This window comes from Xanthomonas sp. DAR 35659 (assembly GCF_041242975.1).
Classification (GTDB): domain Bacteria; phylum Pseudomonadota; class Gammaproteobacteria; order Xanthomonadales; family Xanthomonadaceae; genus Xanthomonas_A; species Xanthomonas_A medicagonis.
In genome coordinates, this window is record NZ_CP162488.1 from 2,337,277 (window position 1) to 2,352,465 (window position 15,189).

At 70.4% G+C, this 15,189-nt stretch carries 10 protein-coding genes; 4 read left to right on the forward strand and 6 right to left on the reverse strand.

The window, feature by feature from the left end:
* Positions 1-2 precede the first annotated feature (2 nt).
* The gene (locus AB3X07_RS09970; protein ID WP_369944348.1) at positions 3-1,703 is read left to right on the forward strand and encodes a transmembrane repetitive protein; all 1,701 of its coding nucleotides are present in this window, start codon (positions 3-5) and stop codon (positions 1,701-1,703) included.
* A gap of 372 nt (positions 1,704-2,075) precedes the next feature.
* On the opposite strand, the gene AB3X07_RS09975 is transcribed toward AB3X07_RS09970, so the two are convergent.
* Positions 2,076-2,537, reverse strand: a complete 462-nt coding sequence (locus AB3X07_RS09975) for a c-type cytochrome (RefSeq protein ID WP_369944349.1) — start codon at positions 2,535-2,537, stop codon at positions 2,076-2,078.
* Positions 2,538-2,544: 7 nt separating this feature from the next.
* On the reverse strand, positions 2,545-2,946 hold the full coding sequence (locus AB3X07_RS09980) for a c-type cytochrome (RefSeq protein WP_369944350.1): 402 nt from the start codon (positions 2,944-2,946) through the stop codon (positions 2,545-2,547).
* A 212-nt stretch (positions 2,947-3,158) separates the two neighbouring features.
* Between AB3X07_RS09980 and AB3X07_RS09985 the strand changes: the two genes are divergently transcribed.
* From AB3X07_RS09985 to AB3X07_RS09995, 3 genes are read left to right on the forward strand one after another with little or no spacing between them, the layout of a single operon-like run.
* Positions 3,159-4,283 (forward strand): efflux RND transporter periplasmic adaptor subunit, encoded by a 1,125-nt coding sequence (locus AB3X07_RS09985; RefSeq protein ID WP_369944351.1) that lies wholly within the window; start codon positions 3,159-3,161, stop codon positions 4,281-4,283.
* Positions 4,283-7,801, forward strand: a complete 3,519-nt coding sequence (locus AB3X07_RS09990) for an efflux RND transporter permease subunit (protein ID WP_369944352.1) — start codon at positions 4,283-4,285, stop codon at positions 7,799-7,801. Before AB3X07_RS09985 ends, AB3X07_RS09990 begins: the two co-directional genes overlap by 1 nt.
* Complete coding sequence (locus tag AB3X07_RS09995; protein WP_369944353.1) at positions 7,798-10,878, forward strand: efflux RND transporter permease subunit; 3,081 nt, start codon at positions 7,798-7,800, stop codon at positions 10,876-10,878. Before AB3X07_RS09990 ends, AB3X07_RS09995 begins: the two co-directional genes overlap by 4 nt.
* Before the next feature lie 196 nt (positions 10,879-11,074).
* Here AB3X07_RS09995 and AB3X07_RS10000 read toward each other — a convergent pair whose 3' ends face one another.
* From AB3X07_RS10000 to AB3X07_RS10015, 4 genes are all read right to left on the reverse strand, one after another.
* Positions 11,075-12,373, reverse strand: coding sequence for a TraB/GumN family protein (locus AB3X07_RS10000; protein ID WP_369944354.1), 1,299 nt, complete (start codon positions 12,371-12,373; stop codon positions 11,075-11,077).
* Positions 12,366-12,914: a GNAT family N-acetyltransferase gene (locus AB3X07_RS10005; protein WP_369944355.1), complete on the reverse strand. Its 549-nt coding sequence runs from the start codon at positions 12,912-12,914 to the stop codon at positions 12,366-12,368. Before AB3X07_RS10005 ends, AB3X07_RS10000 begins: the two co-directional genes overlap by 8 nt.
* Positions 12,911-13,813, reverse strand: a complete 903-nt coding sequence (locus tag AB3X07_RS10010; protein WP_369944356.1) for a carbon-nitrogen hydrolase — start codon at positions 13,811-13,813, stop codon at positions 12,911-12,913. Before AB3X07_RS10010 ends, AB3X07_RS10005 begins: the two co-directional genes overlap by 4 nt.
* A 294-nt stretch (positions 13,814-14,107) precedes the next feature.
* Positions 14,108-15,145 carry an agmatine deiminase family protein gene (locus AB3X07_RS10015; RefSeq protein ID WP_369944357.1) on the reverse strand — a complete coding sequence of 346 codons (1,038 nt, stop codon included), beginning with the start codon at positions 15,143-15,145 and terminating at the stop codon, positions 14,108-14,110.
* Positions 15,146-15,189: the final 44 nt, after the last annotated feature.

Here is a 15,189-nt window from a genome sequence, read left to right on the forward strand (position 1 = left end):
CGGTGACGCGCGCCACCGACATCCTCGCCGCGCTGTTGGCGCGGTCGCCACGCAAGCTGCTGCGCGACCGCCGCACCGGCCTGCCGTACGGCTGGGCGCACTGGATCGGCTCGCAACCGGCGCGGCCGCGCGCCTTCGCCGCGCCCGAGCTGATCGCGGCGATGCCGCAGATCGCGCCGCCCGCGACCGGGCGGCTGCCGGCGCTGAGCCCGTGGCGGGCGTTCCGCAGCCTGTGGTGGCAGCACTGGGATCCGGCGCCGTACGACCAGCGCTGGTGGCGGCGCGGCGCGGCGCTGGCGAGCCTGTTGCTGCACCTGCTGTTCGCGTTGTTCCTGCTGTGGGCGGCATTCGTGCGCTGGTTGCCGCCGCGTCCGGATGCCGGTGAGGCCGGGCGCGTGCAGGTGGAGTTCGTGGGTCGTGGCACGCCAGCCGAGACGGGCGGCGGCGCGGCGGCGCAGGACGCCGCGGCTGCTGCGCAGCCCGCCGTCTCGGCCCCAGCCCCAGCCCCGGCGTCCCGGGCTGCGCCGGCGGTGGCGCGGACTGCGCCCCGCGCTGCGCCAACGGCGCCTGCCGCGAGCGCGGCGCAGGCGGCGGCCCCGTCACCGCCGCCGTCCGCGCCACCGCCGCCCGCCGAACAACCGCTGCAGGTCACCGAGACCGCGCAGCCGAGTACCGACTTCGTGTTGCCGCCACCGCCTCCTGTGCGCGCTCCGAATCCTGCCCCGCGCGCGATCGCGCCGCCGCCCGTGCAGGTGACGGAGCGCGAGGTCGAGGTGGTCACCGAGGTGCCGGTGGTGGCGCAGATCCGCCCGCGCGAGGTCGCGGTGCCGTCGCCGTCCGGACCGCAGGTGCAGGTGCGCGAACGCGAAGTCCCGGCGCCGCTGCCGCAGGTCCAGGTGCCGATGCCGCAGATCCGTCCGCGCGATCCGGCGCCGACGCTGCACGCGGCGGAAGCGCCGCAGGTGCGGCAGATCGAACTGCCCACGCCGGTCGCGGCGTCCGCGGCGGCGGCGCCGTCCGCGCAGCCGGCCCCTGCGGCGGCAACCGCGGCGGCCACGCCGACGGCCGCGGCCAGCACCACGCCAGCGACGGCCGCCGCGCAGGGCAGGGCCGAGACGCCAGCGCCGCCAGGGGCAGGCAGTGCACCGCCCGGCAAGCAGGCGCCCGCGCCGGGCAGCGGTCCGGCCGCGGCCGCGCGCGACGGGGGCTGGGCGACGCTGCAACGCGGCGACGATTGGGGGGCGGCGGCGCGCAACCGCGCCGGCGATGCGGGCGCGGGCCAGGGGAATGGTTTGTTCAATGGCGACGGCAGCGTGCGCGTGCCGGGCGGAGAAGGCCAGGGCAAGGCGCCGCCGCGCGGCGCCCCCGGTGCCGAGACCGACACCTGGTCGCGCGACCAGATCGCCAATGCCGGCCAATGGCTCAAGCGCCCGCCGTACGACTACACCCCGACCTCGTTCGACAAATACTGGCTGCCGAATGCGACGCTGCTGGAGGACTGGGTGCGGCGCGGCATCAAGAGCGTCAACATCCCGATTCCCGGCACCACCAGCAGCATTTCCTGCGTGATCTCGATCCTGCAGTTGGGCGGCGGCTGCGGCATCACCGATCCCAACCTCAACGACCAGCCGGCCAGCGCGCGGCCACCGCCGGACGTGCCGTTCAAACCTGGATTGCAGGAAGACAACGGCAGCGTGAAGTAGATCCGCGACCGGCCGCGCGCGCTGCTTCACCGATCATGGAAAGCAGGCACTGCCGGTGTGCGAGGGTAACGCCAGCGTCACGTCGGGCGAACGCACGCGGCGTCGGCTGCCGCGGCAGCCGTCGTCGCCGGTATGCGAGACACGGCATTGGAACAGTGGTGCGCTGACGCTGGGCCGGCGTCCGCGGGTACGTGCATCGCCGGTGTGCGAGACACGGCACAGCAGCCGGGCGAGTGGCGCGGTCTGCGAGCGGCCATGGCCGTCGCGCAAAGGCGCTGTCTGTTTCGGCCGTCGACCGCGGGAATGCTCCGCTCGGCAGGGCGCCGCATGCTGGTGGCTGAGCCGCGCCGGCGCGGGACGCCGGCGCCGGGTTCAGTTCAGGCCGTGCATGTCGCGCAGTTGCGTGCTCCGCGAACCGAAGTAGGCGGCCAGGTCGGCGATGTCCTGGTCGCTGAGCGGCGCCGCCTGCGGGGCCATCAGCGGATGTTGGCGATCGCCGGCGCGGTAGGCCTGCAGCGCATGCGCGATGTAGTCGCCGTACTGGCCGCCAAGCTTGGGGTAGGTCGGGTCGATCGGCGCGTTGCCGTCGGCGCCGTGGCAGTCGATGCAGCTCTGCCCGGTGGCCTTGCCCTTGGCGTGGGCGAGCTTGTCGCCTGCCTCGATGCGCCCGGGGGGCAGGCCGGCGGACGAGCTGGAGCCGTGCTCGCCGCTGGCGTGGCCGGGGTCGCCGGCGGACTGGCTGGTGGATTCCACCTGCGATTGCGAACAGGCCCCCAACCACAGGGCAGCAAGCAGGACGATGGCGGGACGCAGGGCGTGCTCGGCTTTCGGCATGGGAAGGCTACTTGAGGGTGGTCAGGAAAGCGGCGATGTCGGCGATATCCTGGTCGGAGAAGCTTTCCGCCTGGGCCTGCATGGTCGGGTGCTTGCGCTTGCCGAGCCGATATTCGGTCAGCGCCTGGGTCAGGTATTGCGCCGACTGGCCGCCGATCTTGGGAATGCGGTAACTCGGATAGGCGTTCTTGTAGCCGGTCACGCCGTGACAGCCCTGACAGGTGTAGGTCAGCAGCTTGCCGTTGGCGGCATTGCCGACGGCGGGAGCGGGCGCTGCCGGAGCGGCGGCCGGGGCGGAAGCTGGAGCTGGAGCGGCGGGCGCCGGCGCGGTCTGCGCCGCTGCCGGGGCAACCCCGAGAGCGACGAGTACGGCCAGGGCAAAACAAGCGGCTAGCGGCTGCGTGCGCATGGTTTCGTGGTCCGAGGACGGGACTGGGGTTCCGGCGTGGGGGAACACGGAACAGCCCGAGTATAGCCTGGCCTTTCGCGGCTCCGAAACAGGCCCCGGCCGGAGCGTGCCGCGCGGCGGGGGCACCATGACCTTTGGCGCATTCACCTCCCCGTCATTTGGTGATCTACTGAGCTACAACACCATTCACGCCATCCACCAGGGACTCGACGATGACGCGATCTTCCATGCGCCGCACCGCCAGCTGCGCCGCCGCGCTGATGCTCACTTCCACACTGCTGCTCGGCGGCTGCAAGCCGGCGACCGACGCGCAGGCGCAACAGAAGGAGGGCGATAAGGCGCCGGACGCGGTTCCGGTGGAGGTGGTCCAGGCGACCCGGCGCGCGGTGGCGGCCAGCTACAGCGGTACCGCGGCGCTGGAAGCGCGCGCCGAATCGCAGGTGGTGGCCAAGACCTCGGGCGTGGCCCTGGCGGTGCTGGCCGAGGAAGGCCAGCAGGTCCGCGCCGGACAGCCGCTGGTGCGGCTGGACCCGGACCGGGCGCGGCTGGCGGTGGCGCAGAGCGAGGCGCAGCTGCGCAAGCTGGAGAACAACTACCGGCGCTCGCAGCAGCTGGTCGGCCAGCAACTGGTCAGCGCCGCCGACGTCGACCAGATCAAGTACGACCTGGCCAACGTGCGCGCGCAGCACCAATTGGCGTCGCTGGAACTGTCCTACGCCACGGTGGTGGCGCCGATCTCCGGAGTAATCGCGTCGCGTTCGATCAAGACCGGCAACTTCGTGCAGATCAATACGCCGATCTTCCGCATCGTCGACGACTCGCGCCTGGAGGCCACACTCAACGTGCCCGAACGCGAGCTGGCCACGCTCAAGGCCGGGCAACCGGTGACGCTGCTGGCCGACGCGCTGCCGGGCAAGCAGTACCAGGGCAAGGTCGACCGCATCGCGCCGGTGGTGGATTCGGGCAGCGGCACGTTCCGCGTGGTGTGCGCCTTCGAGGAAGGCGCCGAGGCGTTGCAGCCGGGCATGTTCGGGCGCATCCGCATCGACTACGACCAGCGCGCCGACGCCTTGGTGGTGCCGCGCGCGGCGCTGCTCGACGACGGCGATCCGGCCGTGTTCAAGGTGGTCGCCGGCAAGGCGAAGCGGGTGCCGGTGACGCTGGGTTACGCCGAAGGCCCGTGGGTGGAGATCCGCGCCGGCCTGCAGCCTGGCGACCAGGTGGTGACCGCCGGCAAGGTCGCGTTGCGCGACGGCAGCAGCGTGCAGGTGATCGCGCCGCAGCGCGCCGCCGCCAGCGCCGGCGCGGGCGGCGGCGCCGCGGTCGGAGCGCGCTGATGAGCAGCGCCGGTTCCGATCACGGCAGCGATCCGCACGACCACGCCCCGCCGGGCGTGCACGGCGGCGGGCTGGTCGAATTCGCCACCCGCCGCCGCGTCACCATCGCCATGGCCACGGTGACCCTGCTGCTGTTCGGCGTGATCGCGCTCAACAGCCTCAAGGTCAACCTGTTGCCCGACCTGAGCTATCCGACCCTGACCGTACGCACCGAGTATGCGGGCGCGGCGCCGTCGGAGATCGAGACGCTGGTGACCCAGCCGGTCGAGGAAGCGGTCGGCGTGGTCAAGAACCTGCGCAAGCTCAAGTCGGTGTCGCGCACCGGGCAGAGCGACGTGGTGCTGGAGTTCGCCTGGGGCACCAACATGGACCAGGCCAGCCTGGAGGTACGCGACAAGATGGAGGCGCTGGAGCTGCCGCTGGAGGCCAAGGCGCCGGTGCTGCTGCGCTTCAATCCCTCCACCGAGCCGATCATGCGCCTGGTGCTGGCGAGCAAGGCGATGCCGGCCACCGACGCCGACGCGGTGCGCGCGCTGACCCAACTGCGCCGTTACGCCGACGAGGACCTGAAGAAAAAGCTGGAGCCGGTGGCCGGCGTGGCCGCGGTCAAGGTCGGCGGCGGCCTGGAGGACGAGATCCAGGTCGATATCGACCAGCAGCGGCTGGCGCAGTTGAACCTGCCCATCGAGACCGTCATCACCCGGCTCAAGGAGGAGAACATCAACATCTCCGGCGGGCGCCTGGAACAGGGCTCGCAGCGCTACCTGGTGCGCACGGTCAACCAGTTCGCCAACCTGGAGGAGATCCGCAATCTGTTGCTGACCACCCAGGGCGCCGGCAGCAATGCCGCCGACGCGGCGATGCAGCAGATGTACGCGATCGCCGCCTCGACCGGCTCGGAAGCGGCGCTGGCCGCGGCTTCGGCGGCGCAGAGCGCCACGTCCAGTTCCAACACGACCATCGCCGGCGGCATGCCGGTGCGCCTGAAGGACGTCGCCGACGTGCGCCAGGGCTACAAGGAGCGCGAGGCGATCATCCGCCTGGGCGGCAAGGAGGCGGTGGAACTGGCGATCTACAAGGAAGGCGACGCCAACACCGTGTCCACCGCGGCGGCGCTGCGCAAACGCCTGGAACAGCTGCAGGCGCAGATTCCGCCGGACGTGGAGCTGACCACGCTGGAGGACCAGTCGCGCTTCATCGAGCACGCCATCGGCGACGTCAAGAAGGATGCGGTGATCGGCGGCCTGCTGGCGATCCTGATCATCTTCCTGTTCCTGCGCGACGGCTGGAGCACGTTCGTGATCAGCCTGTCGCTGCCGGTGTCGATCGTGGCCACGTTCTTCTTCATGGGCCAGTTGGGCCTTAGCTTGAACGTGATGTCGCTGGGCGGGCTGGCGCTGGCCACCGGCCTGGTGGTGGACGACTCGATCGTGGTGCTGGAGAGCATCGCCAAGGCGCGCGAACGCGGCCTGGGCATCCTCGATGCGGCGATCGCCGGCACCCGCGAGGTCAGCATGGCGGTGGTCGCCTCGACCCTGACCACGATCGCGGTGTTCCTGCCGCTGGTGTTCGTCGAGGGCGTGGCCGGGCAGCTGTTCCGCGACCAGGCGCTGACCGTGGCGATCGCCATCGCGATCTCGCTGGTGGTATCGATGACCCTGATCCCGATGCTGAGTTCGCTGAAGGGACGGCCGCCGCTGGCGTTCCCGGCCGAGCCGGAACCGGCGCCGTGGCAGCCGCGGCGCGGCTGGCTGAAGCCGGTGGCGTGGAGCCGGCGCGGCGCGGCGGCGGCGGTGCGCGGCGGCTTCTTCGGCGTGGCCTGGTTGGTGGTGCGGTTGTGGCGCGGGGGTGTGGCGGTGGTCGCGCCGGTGATGCGCAAGGCCAGCGACCTGGCGATGGCGCCGTATGCGCGCGCCGAACGCGGCTATCTGCGGGTGTTGCCCGGCGCGCTGGCGCGGCCGGGGCTGGTGCTGGGCCTGGCCGCGCTCGCGTTCGCGGCGACACTGGCGGTGGTGCCGCTGCTCGGCGCCGACCTGATCCCGCAGCTGGCGCAGGACCGCTTCCAGATGACGGTGAAACTGCCGGCGGGCACACCGCTGCGGCAGACCGATGCGCTGGTGCGCGAGCTGCAGGAAGTCCATGCCAAGGATGCCGGCGTGCAGGCGCTGTACGGGGTCAGCGGCAGCGGCACGCGGCTGGATGCCAACCCCACCGAGAGCGGCGAGAACATCGGCAAGCTGACCATCGCCATGACCGGCGGCGGCAGCGCGCGGTTCGAAGCCGAGCAGAGCGACCGCATGCGCGAGACGATGCGCCGGCACCCGGGCGTGCAGGTCGGCTTCAGCCGCCCGGAGCTGTTCAGTTTTTCGACGCCGCTGGAGATCGAACTGCGCGGGCAGGACCTGGAGACGATCCAGTACGCCGGGCAGAAGCTGGTGGCGATGTTGCGCGGCAACGGCCACTACGCCGACGTCAAGTCGACCGTGGAAGAGGGCTTCCCGGAAATCCAGATCCGCTTCGACCAGGAGCGCGCCGGCGCGCTGGGGCTGACCACGCGCCAGATCGCCGACGTGGTGGTGAAGAAGGTGCGCGGCGACGTCGCCACCCGCTACAGCTTCCGCGACCGCAAGATCGACGTGCTGGTGCGCGCGCAGCAGAGCGACCGCGCCAGCGTCGACAGCATCCGCCGGCTGATCGTCAATCCGGGCAGCAGCCGGCCGGTGACGCTGGACGCGGTCGCCGACGTGGTCGCCACCACCGGCCCCAGCGAGATCCACCGCGCCGACCAGATCCGTGTGGCCATCGTCTCGGCCAACCTGCGCGACATCGACCTGGGCGGCGCGGTGCGCGAGGTGCAGGACATGGTCGCGCGCGAACCGCTCGGCGCCGGCGTGGGCATGCACATCGGCGGGCAGGGCGAGGAACTGGCGCAGTCGGCCAAGTCGCTGCTGTTCGCGTTCGGCCTGGCGATCTTCCTGGTGTACCTGGTGATGGCCTCGCAGTTCGAATCGCTGCTGCACCCGTTCGTGATCCTGTTCACCATCCCGTTGGCGATGGTCGGCGCGGTGCTGGCGTTGCTGCTGACCGGCAAGCCGGTGTCGGTGGTGGTGTTCATCGGCCTGATCCTGCTGGTCGGGTTGGTGACCAAGAACGCGATCATCCTGATCGACAAGGTCAACCAGTTGCGCGAGGACGGCGTGGCCAAGCGCGCGGCCCTGATCGAGGGCGCGCGCTCGCGCCTGCGCCCGATCATCATGACCACGTTGTGCACGTTGTTCGGCTTCCTGCCGCTGGCGGTGGCCAGCGGCGAGGGCGCCGAGGTGCGCGCGCCGATGGCGATCACCGTGATCGGCGGTCTGCTGATGTCCACACTGCTGACGCTGGTGGTGATCCCGGTGGTCTACGACCGCCTGGATCGCCGCGCGGACGCCTACTACGCCGAACGCGGGCAGCGCGCGCGGCGTCGCCTGCAGGGCGCCGGACACGGTGCCGACGGCACCGCGGGTGAACCGGCATGAGCGTCGCCGAGTTCAGCATCCGCCGTCCGATCACCACCATCATGTGTTTCGTGTCGCTGGTGGTGGTCGGCCTGATCGCCGCGTTCCGGTTGCCGCTGGAGGCGTTGCCGGACATCTCCGCGCCGTTCCTGTTCGTGCAACTGCCGTACACCGGCTCCACGCCCGACGAGGTCGAGCGCAACCTGGTGCGGCCGACCGAGGAAGCGCTGGCGACGATGACCGGGATCAAGCGCATGCGCTCGACCGCGACCGCCGACGGCGCCAACATCTTCATCGAGTTCTCCGACTGGGACCGCGACATCGCCATCGCCGCGTCCGATGCGCGCGAGCGTATCGATGCGATCCGCGCCGACCTGCCCAGCGACCTGCAGCGCTACCACGTGTTCAAGTGGTCCAGCAGCGACGAGCCGGTGCTGAAGGTGCGGCTGGCCGGCGCGGCGGATCTGACCGGCGCCTACGACATGCTCGACCGCGAGTTCAAGCGGCGCCTGGAGCGCATTCCCGGCGTGGCCAAGGTGGAAGTGTCCGGCGCGCCGCCCAACGAGGTCGAGATCGCGATCGCGCCGGACCGGCTCAGCGCGCACAACCTCAGCCTCAACGATCTCAGCGAACGCCTGGGCAAGCTCAATTTCTCGCTGTCGGCCGGGCAGATCGACGACCACGGCCAGCGCCTGCGGGTACAGCCGGTCGGCGAGCTGCGCGACCTGCAGGAATTGCGCGACCTGGTCATCGACAACAAGGGCCTGCGCCTGGGCGATATCGCCGAGGTCCGGCTCAAGCCGACCCGGATGAACTACGGACGGCGCCTGGACGGGCGCCCGGCGGTGGGGCTGGACGTGTACAAGGAACGCAGCGCCAACCTGGTCGAGGTGTCGCGCGCGGTGCTGGCGGAGGTCGAGCAGATCCGCACCCAGCCGGCGCTGAGCGACGTGCAGGTGAAGGTCATCGACAACCAGGGCAAGGCCGTGACCTCGTCGCTGGCGGAACTGGCCGAGGCCGGCGGGGTCGGCCTGCTGCTGTCGGTGACGGTGCTGTTCTTCTTCCTGCGCCACTGGCCGTCCACGCTGATGGTGACCCTGGCGATCCCGATCTGCTTCACCATCACCCTGGGCTTCATGTACTTCGCCGGGGTGACCCTCAACATCCTGACCATGATGGGCCTGCTGCTGGCGGTGGGCATGCTGGTGGACAACGCGGTGGTGGTGGTGGAGAGCATCTACCAGGAACGCGAGCGCATGCCGGACCAGCCGCAGCTGGCCTCCATCGTCGGCACCCGCAACGTCGCCATTGCGCTGACAGCCGGCACCCTGTGCCATTGCATCGTGTTCTTGCCGAACCTGTTCGGCGAGACCAACAACATCAGCATCTTCATGTCGCAGATCGCCATCACCATCTCGGTGTCGCTGCTGGCGTCGTGGCTGGTGGCGGTGAGCCTGATTCCGATGCTGTCGGCGCGGATGCGCACCCCGCCGCTGGTCGGCTCCGAACGCGGCCTGATCCCGCGCCTGCAGCGCCGCTATGCGCGGGTACTGCGCTGGTCGCTGGCCCACCGTGGCTGGAGCGTCGCGGCGATCGCGCTGATCAGCGCGGTCAGCGTGGTGCCGATGCTGCAGACCAAGAAGGACATGTTCGGCGGCGATGGCGGCGAGCAGATCTTCATCGGCTATCAGTGGAAGGGTTCCTACACGCGCGAGCAGCTGTCGGAGGAAGTGGCCAAGCTCGAGCGCTTCATCGACGCGCGCCGCCAGCGCTACCACGTCACCCAGGTGTATTCGTGGTTCAGCGAGGTGGAAGGCAGCAGCACCACGCTGACCGTGGACCTCAAACAGGTTCCCGACCTGGCGGCGCTGAGCGAGCAGATCCGCAAGGAACTGCCGCGTTCGGCGCTGGTCGACTACAGCGTCGGCCGCAACGACAATGGACAGGGCGGCGGCGGGCAGAGCGTGCAGGTGCAATTGGTCGGCGACTCTACCGACGCGTTGCGCGCGATCGCCGACGACGTGGTACCGCTGCTGGCGCGGCGCAAGGAACTGCGCGACGTGCGCGTGGACACCGGCGACCGCAGCGCCGAGCTGGCGGTGCGCGTGGACCGCGAGCGCGCCGCGGCGTTCGGCTTCAACGCCGAGCAGGTCGCCAGCTTCGTCGGCCTGGCGCTGCGCGGGGCGTCGCTGCGCGAGTTCCGTCGCGGCGACAGCGAGGTGCCGGTATGGGTGCGCTTCGCCGGCGCCGAGGAAACCAAGCCCGAGGACCTGGACAGCTTCAACGTGCGCACCAAGGACGGGCGCAGCGTGCCGCTGCTGAGCCTGGTCGAGGTGCAGACGCGGCCGGCGGCGACCCAGATCGGGCGCACCAACCGCCAGACCACGCTGACCCTCACCGCCAATCTCGGGCCCAAGGTCACCCCGCAGGAAGCCAAGCAGGCGATGGAGGAGACCCTCAAGGGCGTCAGTTTCCCGGCCGGCTACCGCTACAGCTTCGACGGCGCCGACGGCCAGGACGAGGACAAGGCCGGCCAGCAGATGATGTTCAACCTGCTGATCGCGCTGCTGATGATCTACATGCTGATGGCGGCGGTGTTCGATTCGATGCTGTTCCCGGCGGCGATCATGAGCGGCGTGCTGTTCTCGATCTTCGGCGTGTTCTGGCTGTTCTGGATCACCGGCACCAGCTTCGGGATCATGGCCTTCATCGGCATCCTGGTGCTGATGGGCGTGGTGGTGAACAACGGCATCGTGATGATCGAGCACATCAACAACCTGCGCCGGCGCGGCATGACCCGCACCGAGGCGCTGGTGGAGGGCTCGCGCGAGCGGCTGCGGCCGATCATGATGACCATGGGCACGGCGATCCTGGCGATGGTGCCGATCTCGCTGACCACCACGCAGTTGTTCGGCGATGGCCCGGCCTATTACCCGATGGCGCGCGCGATCGCCGGCGGCCTGGCGTTCTCCACCGTGGTCAGCCTGCTGTTCCTGCCGACCATCTACGCGATCCTGGACGATCTCAGCGGCGGCGTGGCGAAGCTGGTGCGCCGCGCCCGCGGCGGCCGCGCAGTGCCGGCGCCGCTGGTGTCCTGAGCGGCGCAGCGATGCCGCGCGCCGGAATGGCTGGCGCGCCTTGGTCGCTTGCCGCCTTCGCGCGGAAACATGTGGGAGGGGCTTCAGCCCCGACGCCTTTATCGGTCAGGCGTCGGGACTGAAGCCCTTCCCACAGTGTTCAACGACATGGTGGCACTGCGACGCGCAAGGCGCATGGCCCTGCCGCCGCGACGGCTCAGCCGGCCAGCTTGCCGAAGATGCGGAAGCCGGCCAGCCACACCCCGAGCATGCTGCCGAGGTTGGTCAGCAGGAAGGTGAGCACCACCCGCGAGACGCGGTTGCGGTACCAGCCGCGCAGGTTCTGCGCGTCGTCGCGCAGCGCCAGGAAATCACCGTAGGCCGGCTTGCGCATGTGCACCTCGACCAGCGCGCTGAACGCGCCGGCCGGCACGCCGGGGCGGAACGGCTTCAACGGCGCGGCGATGGCGCCGGCGACGATGCTCAACGGGTGGCCGCCGGCCAGCAGGCAGCCCAGCCCGGCCAGGCCGCCGGTGAACAGCACCCACTGCAGCAGCAGGTCGGTGCCGAGCGCGAAGCCGCCGCGCCAGTAGCCCCAGGCGACGCCGCCGAGCACCAGCGCGGTCAGGGTCAGGGTGATCCACGGAATCTTCTTCTTGGTCGGCACGTCTTCCAGCGCCTTGCGCAGAGAGGCCGGATCGTCCTGGTCGCCTTGCAGGTGTCTGGCCAGGCCGGCCAGATGGCCGGCGCCGACCACCGCCAGCACCTCGCGGATGCCGCCGGCCTGCGGCGGGTCGGCAGCGTCGGCGGACACGCCCGGCGTCTGTGGCGGCGCGCTGCGCTGCGCCTGTTCCTCGCGCAGGCGCGTGGCCATGTAGCGGTCGCGCTCGGCGATGATGGTGTCGTACAGCGCCGGGCTCTCGCTGGCGAAATCGCCGAAGCTGGCCTCGAGCATGTCGCCCTGCTTGAGCTTCTCGATCTCCGCCTCGCCGACCTCGTCGGAGGCGAACAGGCCGCCGAGCAGGCCGCTGGCCAGCTTGAGCTTGCCGAAGAAGCCGAGCCGGCTGGAGGCGCGCTTGAAGGTCAGGCCGACCTCGCGATCGATCAGGTACACCGGCAACTGCCGTTCGCGCGCCAGCAGCACCGCGCGCTTGAGTTCGGCGCCGGGTTCGATGCCCAGTTGCTCGGCCAGGCGCCGCTGGTACGCGGCCAGCGCCAGGTTGGCCGCGAACAGCGCCACCCGGCCCTTGCGGATCACCTGCACCAGGTCCAGCTTGGTCAGTGCGTCCGGATCGGTCAGCGCCTGCAGCCGTTGCGGATCCAGCTCGACCGCCACCGCATCGAAGCGGCCGCTGTCGATCGCCCGTTCCACCGCGGCGACGCTGGCCAGCGAGACGTGCGCGGTGCCGAGCAAGGTGTAGCGCACGCCGTCGCGCTCGACGATGCGGTACGGCTGGCCGGCGAACAGGGCGTCGTCGGCGCCGGGCTGGGAAAGTTCGTTCATTCCATCACTCATCGGAGGGCGCCTCGTCGGCGCCGGAGCCCAGCGGGCGTTGCATCTGTAGGGTGTCCAGCCAACGGCCATGCTTGCGACCGAGCCCGGTGAAGACGCCGACCCGGAGGAAGCCGTGGCGTTCGTGCAGGCGGATCGAGGCCTGGTTGGTCGCGTCGCCGATCACCGCCACCATCTGCCGGAAGCCGCGCGCCTGGCAGTCCGCGATCAGCGCCTGCAGCAGCGCCGATCCGATCCCGCGGCCGTGCAGCGCCGGGGCCACGTAGACCGTGTCCTCCACGGTCCAGCGGTAGCCGCTGCGAGCGCGGTAGCCGCTCGCGTAGGCATAGCCGGCGAGGCGGCCGTCGGCGGTCTGCGCGACCATGTAGGGATAACCGCGTGCGACGATGTCCTGCATCCGCCGCAGCATTTCCGCCTGGTCCGGCGCTTCGTACTCGTAGGTATTGACGCTGCCGCGCACCTCGTCGGCGTACAGCGCGGCGATCGCGGCAATGTCGGCGGCCTCGGCGGCACGCAGCTGCAGGTCGTCCAAGAGGGGGCTCAATCGATGTAGCGCTTCAGCAGATCGCCATAGGCGTCGATGCGGCGGTCGCGCAGGAACGGCCAGATCCGCCGCACGTGCTCGCTGCGCTGCAGGTCCACATCGCAGACCAGCACGGTCGGCTCGGCGCCGGCTTCGGCGATGAATTCGCCCTGCGGGCCGAGCACGTGGCTGTTGCCCCAGAACTGGATGCCGGCGGCGCCCACCACCCCATCGGCCGCCAGCGGCGAGGGCTCGTGGCCGACCCGGTTGCAGCTCAGCACCGGCACGCCGTTGGCCACGGCGTGGCCGCGGTGGCTGAGGATCCAGGCGTCGCGCTGGCGCTCCTGCTCGGCCTGTTCGTCGCTGGGGTCCCAGCCGATCGCGGTCGGGTACAGCAGCAGTTCGGCCCCGGCCAGCGCCATCAGACGCGCGGCTTCCGGATACCACTGGTCCCAGCACACCAGGACGCCGAGGCGGCCGACCGAGGTCTGGATCGGGGTGAAGCCGAGATCGCCCGGGGTGAAATAGAACTTCTCGTAGAAGCCCGGATCGTCGGGGATGTGCATCTTACGGTACTTGCCGAGCAGGCTGCCGTCCTTCTCGAACACCACCGCGGTGTTGTGGTACAGGCCGGCGGCACGGCGCTCGAACAGCGAGGCCACCAGCACCACGCCGTGGCGCTTGGCCAGCGCGCCGAGGCGCTCGGTGCTGGGACCGGGAATCGGTTCGGCCAGGTCGAACTCGTGCACCGATTCGTGCTGGCAGAAGTACGCGCCGTTGTGCAGTTCCTGCAGCAGCACCAACTGCGCGCCCTGCGCCGCGGCCTCGGCCACCCGCGATTCGATGATCGCCAGGTTCGCCTCGGCATCGCCGTGGTTGCGTTCCTGGATCAGCGCGACGGAAAGAGTGTTTCGGCTCATTGCGGAAGAAGGTTCGGCGAAAACGCGCATGGTAGCGCGGATGGCGGCATGGCAGGTTCCCGGCAGATGAATGCGCCGCGCTGGCGTGCGCAGGCCTTGGCATCGCGCGGAATGGGCGAGGTGGCGCTCGCCGCTCGGACACCCGTGCGTGTGTGATCGATGCCTGCATGGCGGCGTGCCGCGCGCAGTCCTGATGCGCGGCAAATGCCGCATGTCCAGCGAGGCCATGGCGCACGCGATCGAGCCTTGGCCCGACGTTGCGCGGTGGCGCGCCTCGCCACCGCCGCCGGCGTCTCAGCCGGCCAGCACGCCCTCGGGCAACTGCATGGTGATGCAGTGCAGGCTGCCGTTCTGCCAGATCAGCGCGCGGCAGGGGATCGGCACGATCTCATGCCGCGGGAACGCCTGCGCCATCACCGCCTGCGCGTGCGCATCGGCCGCATCGCCATAGGCCGGCATCAGCACCGCGCCGTTGACGATCAGGAAGTTGGCGTAGGAGGCGGCCAGGCGCCGGCCCTGGTCGATCACCGGCTGCGCCCACGGCAGCGGAAACAGGCGATACGGGCGGCCATCGGTGGTGCGCAATGCGGCCAGTTCGGCGCCCATCGCCTGCAACTCGGCGTAGTGCGAATCGCCTTCGTCGTCGCAGGCCTGGTAGACGATCGCATCGGTGCTGGCGAAGCGGGCGAGGGTGTCGATGTGGGCGTCGGTGTCGTCGCCTTCCAGGTAGCCGTGATCCAGCCACAGCACGCGTCGCTGCGCCAGCCAGTCGGCCAGGTCGTGGCTGAGCGATTCGCGCGAGCGCTGCGGGTGGCGTTCGTGCAGGCATTGCCAGGTGGTCAGCAGGGTGCCGGCGCCGTCGCTGTCGATCGCGCCGCCTTCCAGCGCGAAATCGATGCTGCGCACGCTGCTGCCGGCGAACAGGTCCTGCGCGGCCAGCGCGCTCACCAACTGATCGTCGCGGCTGGCCTGGAACTTGCCGCCCCAGCCGGTGAAGCGGAAGTCCAGCAACTGGAAACCGCCGTCGGCACGCGCCAGGGTGATCGGGCCGGAATCGCGCAGCCAGGTGTCGTCGTACTCGGCCTCGACGAACTGCACGCGCTGCATGTCCACCCGCGCCGAGCGCAACCGCGCCTCGGCGTAGATCTGCAGGTCGGCGTCGGCCACGCAGATCAGCACGCGCTGGTAGCGCACGATCGCCGCAACCAGCGCGATGTAGGTCTCCTCGACCTCGGCCAGGCGCTCGGCCCAGTCGGTGCCGGCATGCGGCCAGGCGATCAGGATGGCGGACTGGGGTTCCCATTCCGCCGGAAGGCGAAGGCTGTCGCTCATTGCAGACCACTACTCACGTCGTACCGGACCGAAGCCGGGCGGTT